19 protein-coding genes and 1 pseudogene are annotated in these 20412 nt (G+C 58.5%); 18 read left to right on the forward strand and 2 right to left on the reverse strand.

Translation table 11 applies throughout. The features are described 5' to 3' along the window. Positions 1–10: 10 nt before the first annotated feature. The 6 genes from Mal65_RS03635 (at position 11) to Mal65_RS03660 (ending at position 7060) form a co-directional block, all read left to right on the forward strand. Positions 11–1594: a hypothetical protein gene (locus Mal65_RS03635; RefSeq protein WP_165701040.1), complete on the forward strand. Its 1584-nt coding sequence runs from the start codon at positions 11–13 to the stop codon at positions 1592–1594. 126 nt (positions 1595–1720) lie between these two features. Further along, the gene (locus Mal65_RS03640) at positions 1721–3367 is read left to right on the forward strand and encodes a di-heme oxidoredictase family protein (protein ID WP_165701041.1); all 1647 of its coding nucleotides are present in this window, start codon (positions 1721–1723) and stop codon (positions 3365–3367) included. Positions 3368–3532: 165 nt separating this feature from the next. Next, positions 3533–4924, forward strand: coding sequence for a Na+/H+ antiporter NhaA (locus Mal65_RS03645; RefSeq protein ID WP_196784536.1), 1392 nt, complete (start codon positions 3533–3535; stop codon positions 4922–4924). A gap of 79 nt (positions 4925–5003) precedes the next feature. Further along, positions 5004–6077, forward strand: coding sequence for an LOG family protein (locus tag Mal65_RS03650; RefSeq protein WP_145293749.1), 1074 nt, complete (start codon positions 5004–5006; stop codon positions 6075–6077). Between the two features lie 27 nt (positions 6078–6104). Next, positions 6105–6476, forward strand: a complete 372-nt coding sequence (locus Mal65_RS03655; protein ID WP_145293751.1) for a hypothetical protein — start codon at positions 6105–6107, stop codon at positions 6474–6476. Between the two features lie 353 nt (positions 6477–6829). Next, positions 6830–7060 carry a hypothetical protein gene (locus Mal65_RS03660; protein ID WP_196784537.1) on the forward strand — a complete coding sequence of 77 codons (231 nt, stop codon included), beginning with the start codon at positions 6830–6832 and terminating at the stop codon, positions 7058–7060. Positions 7061–7387: 327 nt separating this feature from the next. On the opposite strand, the gene ruvX is transcribed toward Mal65_RS03660, so the two are convergent. Beyond that, positions 7388–7909 (reverse strand): Holliday junction resolvase RuvX, encoded by a 522-nt coding sequence (gene ruvX / locus Mal65_RS03665; RefSeq protein WP_390621993.1) that lies wholly within the window; start codon positions 7907–7909, stop codon positions 7388–7390. Positions 7910–8234: 325 nt separating this feature from the next. Between ruvX and Mal65_RS03670 the strand changes: the two genes are divergently transcribed. Continuing rightward, entirely contained in the window at positions 8235–9563 is a 1329-nt protein-coding gene (locus Mal65_RS03670) for a BamB-related PQQ repeat family beta-propellar protein (protein WP_165701042.1), read from the forward strand. Between the two features lie 204 nt (positions 9564–9767). Beyond that, positions 9768–11660, forward strand: a complete 1893-nt coding sequence (locus tag Mal65_RS03675; RefSeq protein WP_145293757.1) for a tetratricopeptide repeat protein — start codon at positions 9768–9770, stop codon at positions 11658–11660. A gap of 48 nt (positions 11661–11708) precedes the next feature. Here Mal65_RS03675 and Mal65_RS03680 read toward each other — a convergent pair whose 3' ends face one another. Then, positions 11709–12701: a ThuA domain-containing protein gene (locus tag Mal65_RS03680; protein ID WP_231131273.1), complete on the reverse strand. Its 993-nt coding sequence runs from the start codon at positions 12699–12701 to the stop codon at positions 11709–11711. A 94-nt stretch (positions 12702–12795) separates the two neighbouring features. Here Mal65_RS03680 and Mal65_RS03685 point away from each other — a divergent pair, with 94 nt between their 5' ends. The 10 genes and pseudogenes from Mal65_RS03685 (at position 12796) to Mal65_RS27130 (ending at position 20348) form a co-directional block, all read left to right on the forward strand. Next, positions 12796–15162, forward strand: coding sequence for a class I SAM-dependent methyltransferase (locus Mal65_RS03685; protein WP_165701043.1), 2367 nt, complete (start codon positions 12796–12798; stop codon positions 15160–15162). 264 nt (positions 15163–15426) lie between these two features. Beyond that, positions 15427–16143: a Yip1 family protein gene (locus Mal65_RS03690; RefSeq protein ID WP_145293761.1), complete on the forward strand. Its 717-nt coding sequence runs from the start codon at positions 15427–15429 to the stop codon at positions 16141–16143. Positions 16144–16657: 514 nt separating this feature from the next. Continuing rightward, positions 16658–16986: pseudogene (locus Mal65_RS27425) on the forward strand (DUF6883 domain-containing protein). A 5-nt stretch (positions 16987–16991) separates the two neighbouring features. Next, positions 16992–17216: a DUF4926 domain-containing protein gene (locus tag Mal65_RS27430; RefSeq protein WP_145293763.1), complete on the forward strand. Its 225-nt coding sequence runs from the start codon at positions 16992–16994 to the stop codon at positions 17214–17216. A 138-nt stretch (positions 17217–17354) separates the two neighbouring features. Then, positions 17355–17669, forward strand: a complete 315-nt coding sequence (locus Mal65_RS03700) for a hypothetical protein (protein ID WP_145293765.1) — start codon at positions 17355–17357, stop codon at positions 17667–17669. A gap of 198 nt (positions 17670–17867) precedes the next feature. Then, positions 17868–18248 (forward strand): hypothetical protein, encoded by a 381-nt coding sequence (locus Mal65_RS03705; protein ID WP_165701045.1) that lies wholly within the window; start codon positions 17868–17870, stop codon positions 18246–18248. Positions 18249–18440: 192 nt separating this feature from the next. Beyond that, the gene (locus Mal65_RS03710) at positions 18441–18665 is read left to right on the forward strand and encodes an addiction module protein (RefSeq protein ID WP_145293769.1); all 225 of its coding nucleotides are present in this window, start codon (positions 18441–18443) and stop codon (positions 18663–18665) included. Next, the gene (locus Mal65_RS03715; RefSeq protein ID WP_145293771.1) at positions 18665–18961 is read left to right on the forward strand and encodes a type II toxin-antitoxin system RelE/ParE family toxin; all 297 of its coding nucleotides are present in this window, start codon (positions 18665–18667) and stop codon (positions 18959–18961) included. The genes Mal65_RS03710 and Mal65_RS03715 overlap by 1 nt, the downstream gene beginning before the upstream one ends. A gap of 404 nt (positions 18962–19365) precedes the next feature. Further along, positions 19366–19824 (forward strand): hypothetical protein, encoded by a 459-nt coding sequence (locus Mal65_RS03720; RefSeq protein WP_145293773.1) that lies wholly within the window; start codon positions 19366–19368, stop codon positions 19822–19824. A 365-nt stretch (positions 19825–20189) separates the two neighbouring features. After that, positions 20190–20348 (forward strand): hypothetical protein, encoded by a 159-nt coding sequence (locus Mal65_RS27130; protein ID WP_197203917.1) that lies wholly within the window; start codon positions 20190–20192, stop codon positions 20346–20348. Positions 20349–20412 lie beyond the last annotated feature (64 nt).

Consider the following 20412-nt stretch of genomic DNA (forward strand, 5'->3'; position numbering starts at 1 on the left):
GGGTGATGAGATGCTGCGCTGGCCGCCGCATTCTTCAGGCAGCGTATTTTGCGGTCTTATCCTGTTCGCGACGTCGCTGGTTATTTCACCACCCAGCGCCGGGGCAACCGATGCGATTGTCTGGCATCGCTCGTTGGAGACCGCCAAGTCGCAACTGTCGTCGATCAGTGGCGATACGGCACCGCTGTTTCTGATCGCCGTGACCAACGACATCGACACTCCGGTCGAAACGCAGCCTTCGTTTTGGTGTCGCCAGTGGCTTGATCGCCGCGTCGCCGGCGTTCTGTCGGAACGTCCGGACCTGGGGCCTCGCGTTGGTGCGGTTCATTGGGCGGCCGGATTGCCGCCTGAATTGACGGGCAAGTCGGATTTCAATCGCCCCGAACGTCTGGTTTTGGCAGTCGCGGATGCCGAAGGCCGCCTGTTGAGTTTTTGTGTGGGGATCCCGACCCGCGACGCACTGTGGGACATGATCGAAGACGCCGAAGAAGTGGCCGCGATGCAGACCAACGCTGCGGTGCGTCAGGGACACTGGCGACGCGACGTGGCACAGCGAAGTTTACAGCGGGTCAATCGATACTACGCCGCGCGTTTGCGCCGTGTCATGCAGACGTTGAAACTGGTCAACCAAGTCGATCCAGATCCGGCGGCTTTGGAACAAGTGGATGCACCGGAGGAAAGTGGGGCGTTGCCGGAAGACGGGCTGGGTGAAGACGCTTTGGATAAAAGCACTTTGGATCAAGACCTGCCGAAAGCCGAGCAGGCGTCGCAGCCACCCGAGACCAATGCGGCAAATGCCATTGAAACGGTGTTGCCTAGCCGCGAAGAGGAGGGCGAATGGGAAGATCCCCAGGTCGATGAAAAGTGGACCGAAAAACTGGATGCGGCAGCGAAGATCCAAATCGCAGGTGATGCCGGTTTGGATGCTTCCGACCAGGTGGACTGGGGCCTGCGTTTGAATTTGGTGCATGATGTTTTCACTTCGCTGTATCGGCTGGATGCGTTCAGCCGTTTTGCGGATAGCGAGATTCGCCGAGACGATCCCGATTTTTATCGTGCAACGCTGGGCCAGTTGGAGCAGCACGCGGAGACACGCGACGACTGGGTGCAGTGTGCCCTGCCGCTGCTGGTCGGTCTTCCGCTTCGTGACCGATGGGAACCCTTGGTCGAACTGGTTTGGCAGCAACCGGTCGTCAGGTTCGAACCGATGACGGCGGAGCTGGAAGCTTGGTGGAGTAAGCATCGGTCGGTGACGCCGGTGGTGCTGAGGACGCAGCGTCTGGCGATCGCCGGTGCATCGGCTCGGCACGACGTATCCGCTGCGGGGCCGCCGGGAAGGGTTACTTGGGCGGACTTGGAAAACACTTTGCAGCAGTTTCCGGTTCGCGAAGTCTCCCACAGCCAGTGGTGGGCGATTCATCGAAACGAAGGATGGGCCGCCGTCGATTTGTTTCGGCCGACCACGATCAGCGACACCATCGTCATGCCCAAGTCGAATCGACCAATGTTGTTTCGTCAGGGGGAATCGCCTGCGCGAAACATTGCCAAGCTTCGTCGGCTGCAACGCGCTGCCGGTAAGACGAATGATCCTTGACGAGCCTGGCGTCAAGTGAATCGGCCGGATTTGGGCCAGGCATCGTTTTGCGCGTCGTCGCAGTTTACGGGGCGACTCTTTTCAACAAAGCTTTTCTTTTCGGGGGTTCGGGCAATGGAGAACGTGATGTGGCACAAGCGATTGTTGTGTGGCCGCGCAAGTGCGTGGCGCTGGGTGATTTTGTTCGGTGGGCTGGTCGTTGCACCGGAGATGGTCAGCGCGGTCACGCCCCAGGATGTTGCGACGGGTCGTTCACTGTTTGAAAAGCAATGGCAATCATCCAATCCTGCGATGGGCAGCGATGGACTGGGACCGCTATTCAATGCCACGTCTTGTGTGGGCTGTCACCACCAAGGCGGTGTCGGCGGTGGCGGTGATTCAAGGTTCAATGCGAATTCGATTGGCTTGGACGCGATCAAGCTTTCGGCCAATGCGCTGCGTTCAGACGTTCAGCGCATGGTGAGGACCTTGCATCCGAGTTTGGTGGACTCGTCGGGGAACTTGCAGGCCACCGCAACGTTACCCCATTTCGGCGGCACGTTGCCGATGCGATCTTTGCGTCAGCGATACGTCGCGCATTCTTCCTCCGAGTTTGCCGCGGAAGGTGGGGCTGCGACTCCGGCCGACGTCCGCGAGAACATGACAGCGTCTTGGATGTGGAAAGGGGTGACCGCCAAGACCGGGATGGAAATCGAAGCCCGTATTTTCCAACGCAACACGACGGCTTTGTTTGGGGCCGGACTGATCGACCAAGTCCCGGATGCCGATTTGGAGCGGCAGGTGGCGATTCAACGTCGACATCCGGAGGTCAGCGGACGCCTGTCGATCCTGCGTGACAACACTTATGGGCGTTTCGGTTGGCGAGGGAACTTGTCGCGGTTGGCCGACTTTGTGGACCAGGCTTGCGCCAACGAAATGGGTCTGGAAACCAAACGTCGCGAGCAACCTACGGATTTGGGGATGCCCGATTATCGCAATCCCGGTATCGATATTCGCGAAGACCAAGTTTTGCAGGTGCGTGACTTTATTGCCGCCCTGCCCCGCCCTGTGCGGGCCACGCCACGGTCGTCCGAACATGCCAGCGAGATCGCTTTGGGCGAGCGTGTGTTTAACAAGATCGGCTGCAACGCCTGTCACGTGAAAGACATGGGGCAGGCGACCGAGCTATACAGCGACCTACTTTTGCACGACATGGGGGATCGGCTTTATGACTATGACGCTGCGGAGCCCGATGTGGTGCGTGCCGAGCTGATTCGGCAAGTGGTTGCCATCGGAGCGGCGACAGAGACGTCCGGCTATCGAGGGCGATCGGTATCACTCGCTTCATCGCCAACGCCAATACTTACTCGAGAGCCCGTGTATCAAAGGACACCTCGCAGATCCAATGCTCTCCGCGACACGGTCGTGATTCAGCCCGGTGACAGGTTCACCCGTGTGCGAATTATCAATCCCGGAAGCTGTCAGCAACGAAATATTCATACCCCGATGCAAGAACAGCTGGCGTATCGCCGAACGCTGCGACCGTCCAATGTGACACAAGAATGGCGGACGCCGCCGCTGTGGGGCGTGGCCGATTCGGCACCCTACATGCACGACGGCCGGGCCGAAACGTTGGCCGAAGCCATCACCATGCATGGGGGCGAAGCCAATGGGTCGCGGGATCGCTATCTAAGTCTCGATTTTGCTCAGCGTGAAGCCTTGCAGACGTTTTTGAAGTCGCTGATCGCGCCGCCCACGGCTCCCCAGCCGACCACGCTTGCGGCCAGCCGCTGACACCGCCGCCCGATTGCCGACTGACCTCTGCGCAGACCGGCTTCCTCGCTATATTCTGCGGCTCAATGCACTAAGTCAGCGTCGTCACGACCCTGGCGGTGGGTGTTCCGAACAGGGTTGTGCGGACGCCTGACAGGGGCCGTGGCGAACCGGGTGGGAAAGAACATGTCAGGTCATGCGCAGGGCAAAGGCGGAGTCATCCGCTTTCTGGTCGAAAATTCGTTGCTGTTGATCATCGGGGCCGTCGCGGCCCTGGTGTGGGCCAATACCGACGGCCACAGTTATCACGAATTCATTCACTTCGATTTGGCAGCGATGGTGTCCGGCGACGACGGACACGGTGATGCCGGGCATGGTGACGACGGACACGGTGCCGAAGACCACGGCGACGCATCCCACGGCGATACCGCGGCGGCCGATCACGGTGATGATGGCCACGCGGAAGCCGGCCATGGTGACGATTCGCACGCCGATGGCGGTGGCGGACACCACGGGGTGACGATCCACTTTTTGATCAATGACGTTTTGATGGCCCTGTTCTTTGCCATCGCGGGCAAGGAGGTCTGGGAATCGTTGTTGCCCGGCGGGGCTTTGGCCAATCCGCGAAAGGCGGCGACGCCGTTGTTGGCGACCCTGGGCGGGATCCTGGGCCCGGTGGTCGTTTATTTGGCCGGGGCGGCGCTTGCCGGTGGCGACGCGTTTGCCGCGTTCAAGAACGGATGGGCGGTTCCCTGTGCGACGGACATCGCATTCAGTTACCTGGTGGCCCGGTTCATCTTCGGCGGCTCGCACCCCGCGATCGCCTTTTTGTTGTTGCTGGCCATCGCCGATGATGCGGCAGGGCTGATCATTCTGGCGATCTTCTATCCGACCCAGGCGATCGAGCCGATGTGGTTTTTGTTGACCCTCGCGGCGATCGCTTCGGCTTGGGCTCTGCAGAAAATGCGAGTCCAGTCGCACTGGTGGTACCTTTTGGGGCCCGGTGTGATGTGCTGGTTCTCGTTCTACTTTGCCCACATCCACCCCGCATTGGGGCTGGTGCCGATCATTCCCATGCTGCCACACGCCCAGACGGACTTGGGGATTTTCGCACGCGAAGAACTGAACCGGGACGACACGCTGAACGCGTTCGAGCACTTTTGGAAGGTGCCCGTGGAATACATCTTGGGCTTGTTCGGTCTGGTCAATGCGGGCGTCGTGCTCAGCAGTGTCGGTACCGGCACCTGGCTGGTCTTGGCCGGTTTGTTGATCGGCAAGCCGGTCGGCATCACCTTGATGACGCTTTTGGCCGAAAAGGGCATGAAGTTGCAAAAGCCCGCGGGAATGGATTACCGCCACGTGGTCACCCTGGGCATGGTCGCCGGGATCGGATTCACGGTGGCGTTGTTCGTTTCGGTCGCCGCGTTCAAGGAACCCGGTGCGATCCAAGATTCGGTGAAGATGGGGGCGTTGCTCAGTTTCCTGGCTGCACCGATAGCGATTGCCATCGGGCGTGGGCTGGGGGTTCGACCCGAGTCCGATGATGCGTCCGGCGATCCGGAAGCTGCGGCGGCTTGATCGATTCGCCGGTTTCGTCGACCCTGTTGCGGCGGAATCGGTCCGCTGATGTTTACCTGTTCAGCTGAATGCGATCTTGATGCGTCCCAACGACTTGCCCGCCGAAGCGATCGGCGAAGACGAACTGCAGCGGCCCCAGCCGGCGTTTGACCCGCTTACCACCAACGATTCGCAGGACCTACTGCGGGTCATGCGGCACACGATCGACCGGCTGGATCACGACAAGACCGCTCGCGGGGATCTGAAGCTGTTGTCGCGGACGCTGCGTGAATTGCGATACGCGTTCAAGGTCTTTCGGCCGTTTCGTCGGCGACGCAAAGTCACGATTTTCGGATCCGCACGGACCAAGCCGGACCATCCCGACTATCAGAGTGCCGAGGAATTCGCACGTCGAATGGCGGGCCATGGTTGGATGGTCGTCACCGGCGCCGGCGGCGGCATCATGGAAGCCGGGCACCGCGGGGCGGGGCGCGAAGCGTCGATGGGGCTGAACATCATGCTGCCCTTCGAACAAAGCGCCAACGAATACATCGAAGGTGACCCCAAATTGGTCACGTTGAAGTATTTCTTTACACGCAAGCTGATGTTCCTGAAGGAAAGCAGTGCGATCGTGTGTGCCCCCGGCGGTTTTGGAACGCTGGATGAGGCCTTGGAAACGCTGACGCTGGTCCAAACCGGCAAGCAGACCATGTTGCCATTGGTTTTGTTGGACCACCCCAAAGGCGACTACTGGGCCGATCTACAGAAGTTCTTTGATCGGCAATTACTGCGGGGCGGCATGATCAGCCCCGAGGACGTCAGCCTGTACAAAGTCACCAATTCGGTTCAGGAAGCGGTCGACGAGGTGTTGGGCTTTTACTGCGTCTATCACTCGATGCGGTACGTCAAAAACGAATTGGTGTTCCGGCTGAAAGAAGCGTTGACCGACGAGCATTTGGACCAGATCAACACCGAATTCGCCGACATTCTGGTCAAGGGAACGTTCCGGCAAGGCGAGCCGTTGCCAGAGGAAGTCGGCGAACCCGATTTGGCCCCGCTGCCCCGTCTGATCTTTCACTTTAACCGCCGCAACCTGGGGCGATTGCGGATGCTGATCAACGCGATCAATCAGCGACCGGGCAGTGGTCCGGACGCGGATTGTCCCAGCGTCTGACCGCCCCCCGTTCATTTCGTCCAAGCCGTGCCCGCTGATTCCAACGCCGATCCGTTTCACATCCATTTGGCCGGCCGCGACGGCGGGCCACTGGATTGCAGTTTTGAACAAGCCGAATCGGCGCTGCAGCAGATTCCGACGTTGTACTTCGAGCCCGACGGTTCCTTCGCCTTCAAAGGCCCCGGCAGCGGGCTGGAACTGTTCGGGATGGTCTACGACGCCTACGGGGCGATCCAGTACGTGGAGATCCGCGGTCGATGTGATTGGGCCGACTGGCAACGGCTGGTCGCCTGCTTCCTTTCCGGCGGCACGGCACCCAAATCCGCCGTCGTGAAGTCGCTTCCGGGCGGTGAATTGCAAACTTTGCAAGATTTTGAACGGCTGACTTGGTCCGTCTGAGGGTGGGGAAACCTCGCGGGTTGCGGCCAAGCCGACTCTTCGGCACCCCCATAAGCTCGTGAAACACGTGTTTTTGGGGCCACCGGCGGTTTATCCGCGCGTGAAACGCCGGGCCACCGCGTGTCGCAACGAAAAAAACGCTTTTTCGGTTTGTGTGGTTTGGCACGCCAAGTGCTTTAAGCCCGGTTGTTCCGCGAGATCAACCATTTGGCATCCCGCGGTTCAGTCCTAAGACGGGCGGGTGTCGGCTGTGGGCCGGCCAGACATCAGCAGTCTCACCACTGTCTGACAAGTTGACCTAAACACGAAACCTGGCCGAGTCTTTTTGACCGGCAATCATCGGAGGATGAACCATGTTGACCATCGAAAGCACCCTTTGCGAAATCAACCCCGTTGTCGACCTGAAGCCCGCGAAGCCTCAAGTGTCGCAAAACGAGACGACTTTATCAGATGCAGAAGTTTTTCGCCGTGTCGCAGAGATCCGATCGGGATGGAGCGTCGATGAGCGAGTCGAGCGTCGGATGGAGGCGGATCGTCGTTTCGAACGTCTGATGGACATGCTGACCGAGCCCAGCGAACAGTGATCCATCACGGCGGGTGGACGTCAAAGTGGGCGGTTGCAATTCCGCACTTGCTATGACCGACACCCCGCCGACAAATCCCCGGCCGATCGACAACAGCGACGTTCCATCCGAGGGGCATTGGTATCATTGGCCACCGATAACTTGGGCCATCGAAGATTAGGAATTGAAAAGATTAGGAATGCACAATGTGATTTGGGCGGATGGAACCGACCCGCATTCCTGTTCACGCAAATGCCGTCTGCACGCATTGCGGAATCGCCACAGCGACGGACGGGCTACATCGAACCGGGGCCCGGCTGACGTTCCCGGTCACTCCAGATACACCGGTCACTCCAGATTCAATTGTTCCTTTGTTGGACCGGTTTCATCATCGGGGCCGACGTCCACATCATGTCCGGCGATCCCGTTGTGATAACGGCAAGCTTCTAGGAATGATTCCAACAGCACCAGTGCGGCGATCGCGTCGACACGTTCTTTGGTGCGTTTGCGTGTGTATTTTCCAGGCCGCATTCGCTGCTGCGCCGCAACGGTCGTGAACCGTTCATCGAACATGCGTACGGGCAGACCGGTTTGGTCCCTCAGCGATTTGGCAAATTCGCGTGCTTCGGCGCTCTTCTGGCTTTCCCCACCGTCGCAGTGCACCGGCAACCCGACGATCAGCGCGGTGACGCGATTTTCCTTTGCCATGCGTGCGAAGTAGTCGGGATCTTTGACCAGCGCGGATGTCGTGACGACTTCGAAGGGGCTGGCCAGGATGCGATCCGGGTCACAAATGGCGACGCCGATTCGAACGGTCCCATAATCAATCGCCGCGATACGCCCAGACTCGGGAAAGGAAGGAATCACCAGTGCAGATTCGTCGTTTGTGCGAACAGAAGCCAGGAAGTGGTCGATCAGCGACCGTTGTCTCACTGTAAGGCGGTGGGCATCTTCGGCCAACCATTGGCGAGGGCGGGCGCGGCAGATCATCGGCCGTGGGGTGCCATGGCGTTTGTCGCCAGAGAAATCGCCATGCGGGCGTGGTTTCGTCGGCTTGGCCGATGTTTAGAATCGGTGCCCGGGCCGTTCGCGACTTCGGTCGAATCGGCGCCGTTGCTCGTTCCGTTTGAAATTCAAATCCTTTCGCGGCTGTGCGTGTATGTCTGGGTTCGCGGTCGATCGTTTTGCCAGATGCATGCGGCGGATATCGCTTGTCGGTTGCTGCCTGTTGTTTTTGCCGGGGTGTCACTCGTCGAGCGAACCGGAGGGTACTTTTGAAGGTTTCGCGGCACAGGAACCGACCCAGGCGTCGCCCGTTGATCCGGCCGCGGCGTCGGCGGCGCGGAACCGCTTGGCCGATGAAGGCGTCGATCTGACATGGCCGCCGGAAGGCCCGCCGCTGTTGTGGCAGCAGCCGATGGGGACCGGGTATGGATCGCCGGTGATCGTCGGCGACCGGGTGATCGCCAACCACCGTGTCGATGACAGCGAACGGACCGTCTGTTTCGACTTGGAATCCGGTGATCTGATTTGGGAAGACCAGATACCGACCTCCGCGGTATGTGATTACGAATACAGCGACGGGCCCTACAGCACACCCGTCGTTGCCGGCGATGCGGTGTTCGTGCATCACGGCCAAGGCCAGTTGTCGGCGATCGATTGGCGCGACGGTCGTCGGATTTGGCACCGTGATTTGTATCAAGAGTACCAGGTGACCCCGGGGATCTTTCCCGCCGGCGCCAGTCCGTTGGTGACCCAAGATCGTGTGTTTCTGTCGTTGGGCGGCGTGGATACCGACGCGGGAATCATTGCGTTGAATCGCGCCACCGGTGAAACCATTTGGACGGCCACCGATCATGCCGCCGCGTACACGATTCCCGTCATGACCCGCGTGCATGGCAACGATCATTTGCTGGTGATCACGGCCGAAGGCTTGTTGTCGCTGGATCCGACCGATGGTTCGGTGGATTGGGAAATCCAGCACTTTGGACGCGCGCCGCTGTCCTACAACGCCGTTTCACCGGTCGTGATTGACGACATCGTTTTGGCGGTCACCGGTCCGGGCCCCGGTGCGCTGGCCGTGCGGATACTGCCCGATCGGGGCCACGAGCGAGTTTGGAAAGACCGGCGGGTTTTGGACAGCCAATTCAACCGCTTGGTGACTTGGAAGGACCACGTCATTGGGTTCACTGCGGCCGGTCAGGGCGGCGCTTCGCTGCGGATGATTGCCCCCGCCGATGGCGCACTGGTGTGGGAATACAAATCGATCCTGCGGCGTGGCCAACCGGTGCGTGTCGGCGACGACATCATTCTTGCCATCGGTGAACGCGGGCATTTGGCCAGCCTGGCAGTTCGTCGCGACGGTGTGGACGTGCTGGCATTCACGGATCAGCCGCTGATGACCGACCCCAGTTACTGCACGCCCGCGATCCGGGGGAACCGTTTGGTTTTGAAGGACGAAGAACGGCTGGCCGTGTTCGATCTATCCACGTTTGACCCGTCGCTGTCGACAACCGAAGATTGACAGGGCTGGCGAACGATCGTCCGTCGGAATCCGACAACGTTGAACAATTTTATGAAGCCGTTTTTGTACGCTCATTCCAGCGATCCCTCGATCCGCCGATGTGACGATCCGTCTGTTGACCGCCACCGCATGCGATCGCGTTTGGATCGATGTGTTTGTCGGTGTCGGGCCTTTTCCGCGTCGCTGTTGATCGGATGGGTATCAATGAACGCCGTGCCGTGTTTGGCGCAGACCGGCGGCAACGGGTCCGGCGACTTCTCCGGTGCACAAATGGCCGACCGCGACGCGCCGGTCCGTCAGACGATCGCCCAATTGATTGAAAAGTTGGGGCACCCCAATTACGTCAGTCGCGAGAGAGCCAAAGCGGCGCTTCAGCGATATGGTTTGGAAGCACTCGATCAGCTTCAACAAGCCAGCGATCATCCGGACAACCAGATCGCCATGTCGGTTCGACGTCTGATCGCCAGCCGGTCCATACGTTGGTCGGGCCCCTTGGATCCGGAAGCGGTGCGCAAGACGTTGACCGGTTATGGCAGTTTGGCGATCAACGACCGACAGTCGCGTATCGAACGCTTGGCGGACCTGCCGGATGAAATGGCGACCGCAGCCCTGGCCCGCCTGGCCCGCTTTGAAACCGATCCGCGGCTCAGTCTGTTTGCCGCCATCGCGTTGATGGAACAGCCGACGCCAATGAATCAGACGACCCAGCGCAAACGTGCCAAGACCATCTTGGACACGATCGGGCAGTCCGACCGAGTCGCCAGCCAATGGTTGCGGCTTCATGCGTCGGACTTAGCCGACAATCAATTCGCACGGCAGCGATGGATGGATTTATTGGCGGTACATCGCCGCCAGCTCGATCGACACGCCGACCATCAATTGGATTCGGATCTGTTGCTGCGTTTTGTGCGTGTCTTGTCCGCCGGCGCCGCCCAGCAGGGGCATGTCGAAGATGCTTTGCGATTGGCGACGGCGAACTTGGACCTGGTGTCTCCGGTGCCTAACGAACTGACCGATGCTTGTACCTGGGCGCTCGAACATGATTTGGATTCATTGGTGTTCGAATTGCACCGGATGCATCCCAGTCTGTTCGACAAAGATCCAGTGTTGCTTTATGGCGTAGCCGAAGCGCACACCAAGCTGGGGAATGATTCGCTGGCCGAAAAATTCGCGGCGGCGGCGCTGGATACCAATCCGATACCAACGGATGAATCGGAGCGGGGTGAGCTGGGGGCTCAGGAGGTCAAGACTCGCGCCGCCAGGCACATTAAGGTTGCCACGGACTTGCGGGATCGAGGTTTTTTTCGCTGGGCCGAGAGGGAGTTCCGTTTCGTGATCGACCGCTTTGAAATCGAGGCGATCGAAGGCGCGATGGCTCGGAAACTGCTGGGCGAAATGCACTCGGATTTGTTCCAGCACGCACAGGTGATCGACGTCTTGGAGCCGCTGATTCAGCGGCTTGCCATCGATGGTGAATTGAAACAACGGATGGACGTCCGCGACATTTCATTGGTCGATATGCGTGCTTTGGCCGCCTACCACCGCGGGTTGTTGGCGAAAGAGCGTGGCGATTCACAAGCCGCACGTGCCGCGTTCGAAGTTGCTTTTCAAGAAGGTTATCGGCAACGTATCGACGCGTTGATCGCGATGTACCACTTGGACGGTGACGACGAATACCGACGCAGTGTGCGTCAGTTGCTGGCTCGCGAAACGCTGGGTCATGAACGCAAAATCGCCGACGCCGATCGTGGCGGCCAAGGCCGATTCATGTTGCGAAAGAACGATGATTTGCTGGCCCAGGCACTGAATGACTATGCGTGGTTGGTCAGCAACACGACCGGTGATTTTGACAAGGCATTGCGTTGCAGCCAGCGATCCATCGAATTGATGGGCCAGCGGGCGACGCTGATGGACACCCTGGCCCGTTGCCATTTTGCCGTGGGCGAACTGGATGCTGCGGTGCAGTGGCAACGCCGGGCCGTGTCCGCCCAGCCGCACTTTCCGCCACTGAAGCGTCAGTTGGATGAATTCGAATCTGCCTTGAAAGCTTCGCAGACAACCGATTCACCATCGCCCGAATCGCCCGCCACGCCGTAGCGCGGCAGGGGCGTTGTTCATCGCGGTTCTAGACGAACCGCCGGCGAATCAGCGTTTGCGAGATTCGTAGGGCCCGGGGAAATCCTCGGGGATATCGGTCAGGGTCACGTCACCGGTCGCGGCCCATTCAGTGCCACGCAGCATCGTGGTGATGAAGCCCGTGCAAGCGAAAGATTTATCGTCATGGCCCATTGGCGTGTGAAAGACGCGGCCGTCGCCGTAGTGGATCGTCATGATCATCGGTTCGTGACGCCCCGTTCCACGGTATTTGGGATCCGCGTAGGCCGTCGCCAAGATGTGCATGTTTTCGGCCGGTCCACGCAGCTTTTGGTATAGCTCGTCTTGCACGTGCAACCACGCCCGCGGCATGCCTCGCGTGATCGGGTGGTCGGCATCGCGGACCACGATTTGATATTCATGCTGGGGGCCGTGCGATCCGCCGCCACCGGGTGTCATGTCTCGAACGACGTCGCCTTGTTCGTTGACATAGACGTACGGGCCGGACTTTTCATTGCGTCCGTCCCAGCCGCCCAAGCCGATCATGCGATTGAATTCCAACCAATTGCCGAAACTGTTGTCGGCCGCATGAACGATGACCAAACCGCCGCCGTTGGCAACGAACTTTTCCAAGGCCTGCTGGGTTTCCTCGGGCCAGGGCGCCGCTTTCCATCCGAAATTACTGACCACGACGTCGTACGCGGCAAAATCCGGTTTGAAATCTGGGTCGGGCTTCGGTTCCGGCAGGTCCTGATATTCATTTCCGTCGTCCAGCGGATACTCTTCCAACAACTTGCCACCTTTCCAGGTGAACTTGCTGCGGTTGACGTCCACCGTGAATCGTCCCGACGCTTCGTAGAAGTCTCGCATCATGGCCGTCGTTTTGGGCCACGCGGTGTGATTGTTCTGGCCGTCAATGATCAACAGCTTCAACTTGGCATCGTCCGCATCGGCGGCCGAAATGGTGGTCGGAGCGATGGAAAGGCACACTAGAAAGGCCGCCAACGCGACGCGGGGCCATGACATCAGGCGGGGAACGGGCATCGTTGTTTTGTCATCGGGTGGGGAAAGCGGACGGGGAAGTCTACGATTGTAGTGTCTGATGCCGACACACAATGAGATTTTGACGAGAGAGCCCTTGGATCGCCCACCCCTGCGTTTGATTGCCGCATGTTCGTTCGGACTCGAAGCGGTCGTCCGACGCGAATTGCACTCGCTTGGCATTGAAGCGGAAGTCGACGGTGATGGCCAAGTCATCTTCGAGGGTGATTGGGAAACGGTCGTTCGTGCGAACCTTTGGCTGCGCTGTGCCGATCGCGTCCTGTTGTGCGTCGCCCGGTTCACGGCGCCCGATTTTGACACGCTGTTCGAAAAGACCCGGGGACTGAATTGGGGCGAATGGATTCCCGTCGACGGACGTTTTCCCGTCACCGGTCGATCGGTGCGATCGGAACTTTCCAGCGTTCCGGCCTGTCAACGCACCGTCAAACGCGCCATCGTCGACGCCCTGCGTCGTGACCACCAAGCCAACGATCTGGTCGAAACCGCGGCCACTTACGAAGTCAATGTCAGCCTGATCAAAGACATTGCAACGCTGACCATCGACACCTCCGGGGCCAGTTTGCATCGACGTGGATACCGGCGTGACCCATCGCGTGGACCGCTGAAAGAAACATTGGCCGCCGCCACCGTGTTGCTTAGCCACTGGGAATCGGGACGCCCGTTTTGCGATCCGTTCTGTGGCACCGGGACGATTCCGATCGAAGCCACTTGGATCGCACGAAGCATTGCACCGGGTTTGATGCGTTCGTTTGCGCTGGACGACTGGCCGGCGATTCCCAACGACTTGCGGGGCGACCTGCGTCGCGACGCGGTCACCCTGCAAACGCCATCAGTGTCACCCACTCTGCTAGCAACCGACATCAATCCAAAAGTTCTGCGCGCCGCCCGCGACAACGCCGTTCGGGCAGGCGTCGAAGCGGACATCCATTTCGAAGCCAAAGCGTTTTCCGAATTCACCAGTCGCCGTCGATTCGGATGTCTGATCACCCATCCGCCGGAGGGAAACCCGTCGGCGGGTTCCGAATCACGATACCCGGATTCGCGAGGGGGCCAGATGCCGCGACCGACGAAGTCCGATCACCGATCATCCGCCGACCGATCGGCCCGCGTGACCCGAGAATTGGATGCGTTGTTCGAAGCGTTTCCCGATGTCTTTCGGCGGTTGCCGACGTGGTCGCATTTCGTACTGACCGCGTACCCGGGGCTGGAGCGATTGTTGGGGCGAAAGGCCGACCGTCGACGCAAGTTGTACAACGGCAACGTCGCCTGCACGTTGTTCCAATTCCACGGCCCCAAACCGGTGGTCGAAGTCCGCCAGGCCAGCGCCGATGCTTTGCCACCGACTTCGGATCCGACATCCACGACGTCCGCTGGTAACGTGGACGGGACAACGAACGAATCAAACAAGCCCACGCGAAAAACACCCGAAATTCATGCATCTGAATCACAAACCCTGGTGCACGCGTCCGGCGGCGCAGCATTCGGGCAATTGCCTGAAAAGGCCCACCATCAAGCTGACCTGTTCGCCAGTCGTTTGGCCAAGCGAGCACGGCATTTGCGGCGCTGGCCCACCAAACGCGGGATCACTTGTTATCGCTTGTACGAAAAAGACGTTCCAGAGATTCCGCTGGTTGTCGATCGGTACGAAGATTGTCTGCACATCACCGAGTATGAACGTCCGCACGATCGTGATCCCGCACAGCATGCCAACTGGCTGGATTTGATGGTCGAAACCGCGGCAAAAACACTGGACGTTGCACCGGAGAACGCGTTTTTGAAGTCGCGGCGTCGCCAACGTGGGAACACCCAACATGAAAAACAGGCGGTGCAGGGACGACGCATTGTGGTCCAAGAAGACGGGCTAAAATTCCTGGTCAACTTATCGGACTATGTCGACACCGGATTGTTTTTGGATCACCGCGTCACCCGGCACATGGTGCGGCAGCAGGCCGATGGCACCCGGTTCCTGAATCTGTTTGCTTACACCGGTTCGTTTTCTGTCTACGCGGCGGCGGGTGGAGCCAAGTCGACGACCAGCGTTGATTTGTCGAACACTTACACCGACTGGGCAACTGAAAACCTGCGATTGAACGGTTTCGAATCCGACAACCATCGGGTGATCACATCCGACGTGGCGGAGTTCTTAGCGAATCATTCTGCCGGTCAGTGTTATGACCTTGTCGTGGTGGATCCGCCGACGTTTTCCAATAGCAAGCGGACCGAAAACGTTTGGGATGTCCAGCGTGACGCCCTGCCCTTGCTGGAAACTGTGATCCCGCTGGTTCGCCCGGGAGGCGTGATCTATTTTTCCACCAACTTCCGGCGTTTCAAATTTGATCAGGATGCTTTGGATGTTCAGTCCGTGATCGAAATCAGTCGCCAGACCGTTCCCGAAGACTATCGGAATCGGCGGATCCATCGCTGCTGGCGCATCGTCCGCTAAGCCTGATTCCGGCCAGCCTTGGAAAGACGACTGAAACAGAAATCGGCTCGGTGAATCGTTTGCATCGTTGATCGGCTTCGGCGCTGTTGGTGGCTCTCACGGCATTGTGTTGTTCGTGTTCCCCCAATCGATCCCAAGTGGCATCAATTGGCGGCGCGACTTGTCGGTGACGATCCGATACGCTGTGCATGACAGTCTTGATGCACACAGGTCCCGTGGAACCGGCAGTTTGTCCCAACCACCGCAGACAGGAAATTTTGCAAGATGCGCAGCGACGACCCAGCGTCCAATCCCTATGCCACCCCAAGTCCACTGAGCGTAGAGTCCGGCGAGAACGTGAGCTTTGTTGGTACGGACGACGACCTGCGCCCTTTCCGTACCATTTGGACATCGCCGCGCCGGACCGTTCGTCAGATTGTTTCGATCAATCCAAAGCTTCACGTCGTGCTTTTGGCTTGTCTGGCGGGGGTCGGCGAAACGCTGGATCGGGCGTCGACGCGAAACGCGGGCGACGATCTTCCCCTGGCCGCGATCCTTGGAATCGCGATTCTGATCGGCCCCTTGGCGGGGTTATTCAGCCTGTGGATCGGTTCGCATTTGGTCCGCTTTTCCGGCAGTTGGATCGGAGGCGTCGCCAGTCGCGAACACATCAAAACGGCCATTGCCTGGGCATCGGTTCCGTCGATCGCCGCGTTGCCTTTGTGGATACCCCAGATCGTATTGTTCGGTTCGGACTTGTTCACTCAGGAGACACCGGGGCTCGAGGCACAACCGATGCTGTTGATCCCGTTCTTGGCGTTTGCGTTGGTCGAACTGGTGTTGGGCGTCTGGGCATTCGTCCTGCTTTGCAACACGATCGCCGAAGTCCAGGGTTTCCGATCCGCTTGGCGAGGATTCGGGAATCTGATCCTGGCCGGGGCCGTTGTGGTCGTTCCGTTGCTGGGACTCGTCCTCGTGGTCGCCATGCTTTCGAATGCATAATCGAATCGGCCCCACGATCGGTCCGGCAGCGAACGATCGGATTCCGAGCGGATGTCGTGCCCAATCACCAGCATCCAGTGCTCTCAAAAGACATGGCGTTCCCAAGAGAAACGGCGGTGACGACGTGGATTATCAGTAATCGCCCACGACAGCCGAATACGATCCCCGGCGATCCAATGTATTAACGGCACCCGTTGGACGGAAAGAACCGGGCCTCGCCCCCCTGAATCCGCCGACTCTGCTACACCGGTGCAATTCCCGTCATTTTGGAGGCCAGGAGAATCGCCAAACGATGTAGAAGGATTTCCGTGTCCTAGCCGTCCGCCCCCTCTAGACGCGACACGCCCCAAGTCTTGGCAGAACCCGTGACTTGCCGCTCCCTCGACTTGGGGAGGACAGATACAATGCAGAGCACATGAGGGGAAGTCGGCCCGGAGCGAATCTGGTGAAGCCAATACCAACGGGCATTCTCCCCGACTCCGATGAAGAATCCAGAGTTCGCCCACAAAACTTTATGCCGATACCTGACGCAGACCGAGCCGTAGTGGAAGACGCAAAGGTGCGTGACTACCTGCTCAATCTTGCGCATCCCGACGGTGGCTCCAAGGCGATCTGGTTCCACTCCCTCGGCTACGACCGCGCCGAATGGCACCACCTCGCTGCTGACCTACTCGCTGTTGCTCGAAACTGCACAACGTTCGATACCGAAACCACCCGTTTTGGATAAAATACAAAGCGGTGGGGACCGTCGGTCGGCCCGGGTACCGTCCTGGCGTGGTTCAGACGGTCTGGATCGTCGAGGACGATGATCCACCACGATTGGTTACCGCCTACCCCGAGTGACTGTCATGATTGCCGAACACTCTCTCGTTGTACTAGACGCTGATCCACCTCACGAGAACCTCACTCGCGGGGACGTGGGGACCGTCGTGCATGTCTACAAGGGCGGAAAGGGATACGAGGTCGAGTTCGTTGATGGGGGTGGACATACGGTTGCGCTCGTAACCGTCGGTTCTGATGACGTGCGGCCAATCAAGGCTGGTGAACTTCTTCATACTCGAAAGACTGCGTAGGGGCGAACAATGCCGTGCACCGGAGCAACGTCAGCGCGTCTTTTGATGGTTCGTTTCACTCTCGGCGCCCGGTGACGGCGGACGTTATCCGACACAAAGTTCGCCCAATCCTCAATTCACCAACAGCGGAGGAACGATATGGACGATCACGAAATTGGCATCCTGACATTTTTGTTGCTCGGATTTGTCCTCATGTTTCTGCCGAACGCGATTCTTGCAAGACGAAAAGGCAGCCAAAGCGAAGCCGAAGCAATTCCGAATCCCAAACCCTGGCAAATTTGGCTTGCTGTCCTAGCGTTCCTTCAGGCAATCGCATTTGTGGTCATCGCGATCGCTTGTGAAGCCGCAGGCACACACTGGATTGTTGGGCTGCTCTGTGTCAGCGGTTCATTTTTGTGTTCTGTGACTGTTCTCGGTTTATTTGGTCTGAGGCCACGGCATTTTCTGTCGTGAATGACACGGCGGTCCTGTATAGCACGCACCACGTGAACCGATGTGACAGAGCCGTCGGATAACAAAGCCGTGAGCCAAAGCACTCATTCACGCGGCAACTGAAATCAAAGTCTTCCATTCGTGCCCGGATGCGGCAGACGTTCTGCTATCTGACGCTGCCAAGATGTATTTTACGTTATCACTGTTAGGAGACGCGCATTGCGTCCGCGATTTGCCGTGACGATCACTTTCATGCTGATGCTGATTTCAGTGTTACACGGTGCAACATGCGGGCTATTCGAAGAGAACATCGATGGCTACGCGGTAGTAAACGACGTCACCGCATCACGTGGAGTTGGTTCGGGCTACAGATTGGCTGCGGTGGATGGTCACGAAGTCAAACGAGTTCGTGGCCGATTCATTGCTATGATACCTTACGCACTTGTTCCACCTGGAAAACGGGTACTTTCGGTAGAACTGGACGCCAGTGAATCGCCAGGTTCGATGCGGACGTTTGTCGCAAACCTGCAAGACGGAAAACGTTATCGATTCAAATTGGACGATGATACTCTTGGCATTGTCGTGGATTCTCGATCATGAGCGTTCAAAGGAATGCCGAACCACGGGGGGCAACGGAGGCTGCGAGTCGACGTTTTTGAAGTGGTGAGTCGTTCGCGCGGCCCCGCTGAACCCTACCGTTCGCCGGTTGTAGTTTCGACGCGTTTTTCGCGAAACTGGACTGCTTTCTTGTAGCGAGGTAGAATCTTCGAGTCCTACCACCGCAGGTGATTTATGACTGTCGAACAGGCCATTTCTGACATTTCTGCCCTCCCGCTGGAGGAGCAATTGTTGGTCGTGCAAGCAATCTGGGATCGCATGCCGCAGGACGCTGGGACGACACTGACAGACCAACAGCGTGCTGAACTCGACCGACGCTTAGAGAGCTACCGGGCAAACCCCGATTCATTGCTCACCGAATCGCAACTACGCGAACAAATCCGTGATGCTCGATCGTGATGGATGTTCGATACGCCAAGGAAGTTCGCGACGATCTGCTTGTCTCGATGGCTTGGCTGGATGAACGTCGCGCGGGACTGGGCGACGAACTGGAATCGGAGTTTTATGCTGCTGTTTCGATCGTCCAGGAACGACCATTCTCATTCGCTTCGGATCATACTGGATACCGACCCTGCCGACTGCGTCGATTCACGGCTGTTCTTTACTATCGAATCGAATCTGACATCATCATGGTGATGGGTTTGTTTGTCGCTGGTCGTGATGAATCTCGACTGCAAGACCGCAGCGAACCATAAATTGCACGGGAGGACGCGAGTCGTGTTTGCCCGTCTGCTTGCAAGTGTTTCGCCCGTCCCCCCGTGAATTCCGCGTTTATGCGTCGAAACGCTCAATGATACGTGGAGCACATGCAAGACATTTTCCTACATCGTCTTGAGTTGGCGCATTCGCAAGGGTTCTCCTTGTTGCGGCATGTTCCCAGCACCACGGTTTGGCGGACGCTGAGTTACCTAAAGACACTTTGCGACGCAGAACGGAAACGTGTCTTTGAATCGTGTGCTGCAATTGCTTGCCAGAATCCACAAACGGAAATCGAAAGCGCTCCCCCGCATGCAGTCCCTGTCGGTTCGGCAGCTGACGAATTGCCGCGTTTCGAGAAGTCTTCTCGGAACCGCGGTTTTCAGAGTTTCCTGATCGCTTCATGCGGCAATTTGCAGGCAACCCAGATACCCTTTCACAGATGGTTCACGAATCACGCATTCCCGCCATCATCGCCTCGAAGACTCCCGTTATCGCGAAAGCCGGTTCAATACGAAAAGCAATCCACGCCCGGTTAAGAGCAACGTTTGAGGTGGAAACATCGAACCTTGGTGGGGGCGTGTGGCTGAACGCCGGGAGGGCTGACGACGTGTCGTTTCAGTTGTGCATCGACTATGGTTGCATGGGGCCCGGTTTTCGTTACGGCGTGGGATTTGGCCCCAATGCTGCGACTTCGGATCACGCGTTACGTGGAACGCTGGCAGCTTCTTATGGGTTTCCTTCCGGAGTTTGCGATTTTCCTCTGTCTGACGAGCTTGATGAACTTGCCGACACGATCTGTAAAATCATCCTTGATCTTTCTCAACTTCACAAGGAAGTTCTGGCACGCACAGACGCATAACCATCCGCTGCACGCAGAGTCGCGGGGCGCGCGGCTTTTTGAAATCAATGTCATTCGCCCACGCCCTCGGTGCCCACGCTGTGGGACCGGCGCCACCGAGTCAAATGACGTAAACGTGGGGCCACTATCGACGAACTCTCATTCGCGTTGAAACAATTCGCGAGTGGCGTTGGCATTCTGGGCGGTCGCTGAAAACGGCATCACGAGGGGCAGGGTCAGCAATCTGGCCAGTCCTTACCAAAGCTTTGCGGCCATGAAACGTTCTCTCGGAGGTATTCGAAAAGAGCGTCCAAGAAGTGGCGTATCATTTGGCCCGCAAACGAGAAGGCGGTACCCAGAGAAGAAGGGACGAGAGTCGTACTTCGATGCCACCGTTGGCTGTGTCGCTGCGACGCCGAAAACGTGAAAAGGCAGCCCCGGTCGACGATGGAGTGCCGCCGAGTCCCGCGGATGCCTATCGCCGATTCCGGTCGCTGGGGCGCAGCAATCAATCGCCCTCCGGTGCGAACACGTGTGATCCCTGATGAAGAAAACCCCCGCGCGTCCGAAAACGAACGGCGGGGGCGGGGGTGTTGGATCGATGATCTG

Source organism: Crateriforma conspicua, from assembly GCF_007752935.1.
GTDB lineage: Bacteria > Planctomycetota > Planctomycetia > Pirellulales > Pirellulaceae > Crateriforma > Crateriforma conspicua.

Coding starts and splice junctions, on each gene's coding strand:
- Mal65_RS03635 (WP_165701040.1), top strand. CDS start 11: ATGCTGCGCTGGCCGCCGCATTCTTCAGGCAGCGTATTTTGCGGTCTT.
- Mal65_RS03640 (WP_165701041.1), top strand. CDS start 1,721: ATGTGGCACAAGCGATTGTTGTGTGGCCGCGCAAGTGCGTGGCGCTGG.
- Mal65_RS03645 (WP_196784536.1), top strand. CDS start 3,533: ATGTCAGGTCATGCGCAGGGCAAAGGCGGAGTCATCCGCTTTCTGGTC.
- Mal65_RS03650 (WP_145293749.1), top strand. CDS start 5,004: ATGCGTCCCAACGACTTGCCCGCCGAAGCGATCGGCGAAGACGAACTG.
- Mal65_RS03660 (WP_196784537.1), top strand. CDS start 6,830: ATGTTGACCATCGAAAGCACCCTTTGCGAAATCAACCCCGTTGTCGAC.
- Mal65_RS03670 (WP_165701042.1), top strand. CDS start 8,235: ATGCGGCGGATATCGCTTGTCGGTTGCTGCCTGTTGTTTTTGCCGGGG.
- Mal65_RS03675 (WP_145293757.1), top strand. CDS start 9,768: ATGAACGCCGTGCCGTGTTTGGCGCAGACCGGCGGCAACGGGTCCGGC.
- Mal65_RS03680 (WP_231131273.1), bottom strand. CDS start 12,701: ATGCCCGTTCCCCGCCTGATGTCATGGCCCCGCGTCGCGTTGGCGGCC.
- Mal65_RS03690 (WP_145293761.1), top strand. CDS start 15,427: ATGCGCAGCGACGACCCAGCGTCCAATCCCTATGCCACCCCAAGTCCA.
- Mal65_RS27430 (WP_145293763.1), top strand. CDS start 16,992: ATGATTGCCGAACACTCTCTCGTTGTACTAGACGCTGATCCACCTCAC.
- Mal65_RS03700 (WP_145293765.1), top strand. CDS start 17,355: ATGGACGATCACGAAATTGGCATCCTGACATTTTTGTTGCTCGGATTT.
- Mal65_RS03710 (WP_145293769.1), top strand. CDS start 18,441: ATGACTGTCGAACAGGCCATTTCTGACATTTCTGCCCTCCCGCTGGAG.
- Mal65_RS03715 (WP_145293771.1), top strand. CDS start 18,665: ATGGATGTTCGATACGCCAAGGAAGTTCGCGACGATCTGCTTGTCTCG.
- Mal65_RS03720 (WP_145293773.1), top strand. CDS start 19,366: ATGCGGCAATTTGCAGGCAACCCAGATACCCTTTCACAGATGGTTCAC.
- Mal65_RS27130 (WP_197203917.1), top strand. CDS start 20,190: ATGCCACCGTTGGCTGTGTCGCTGCGACGCCGAAAACGTGAAAAGGCA.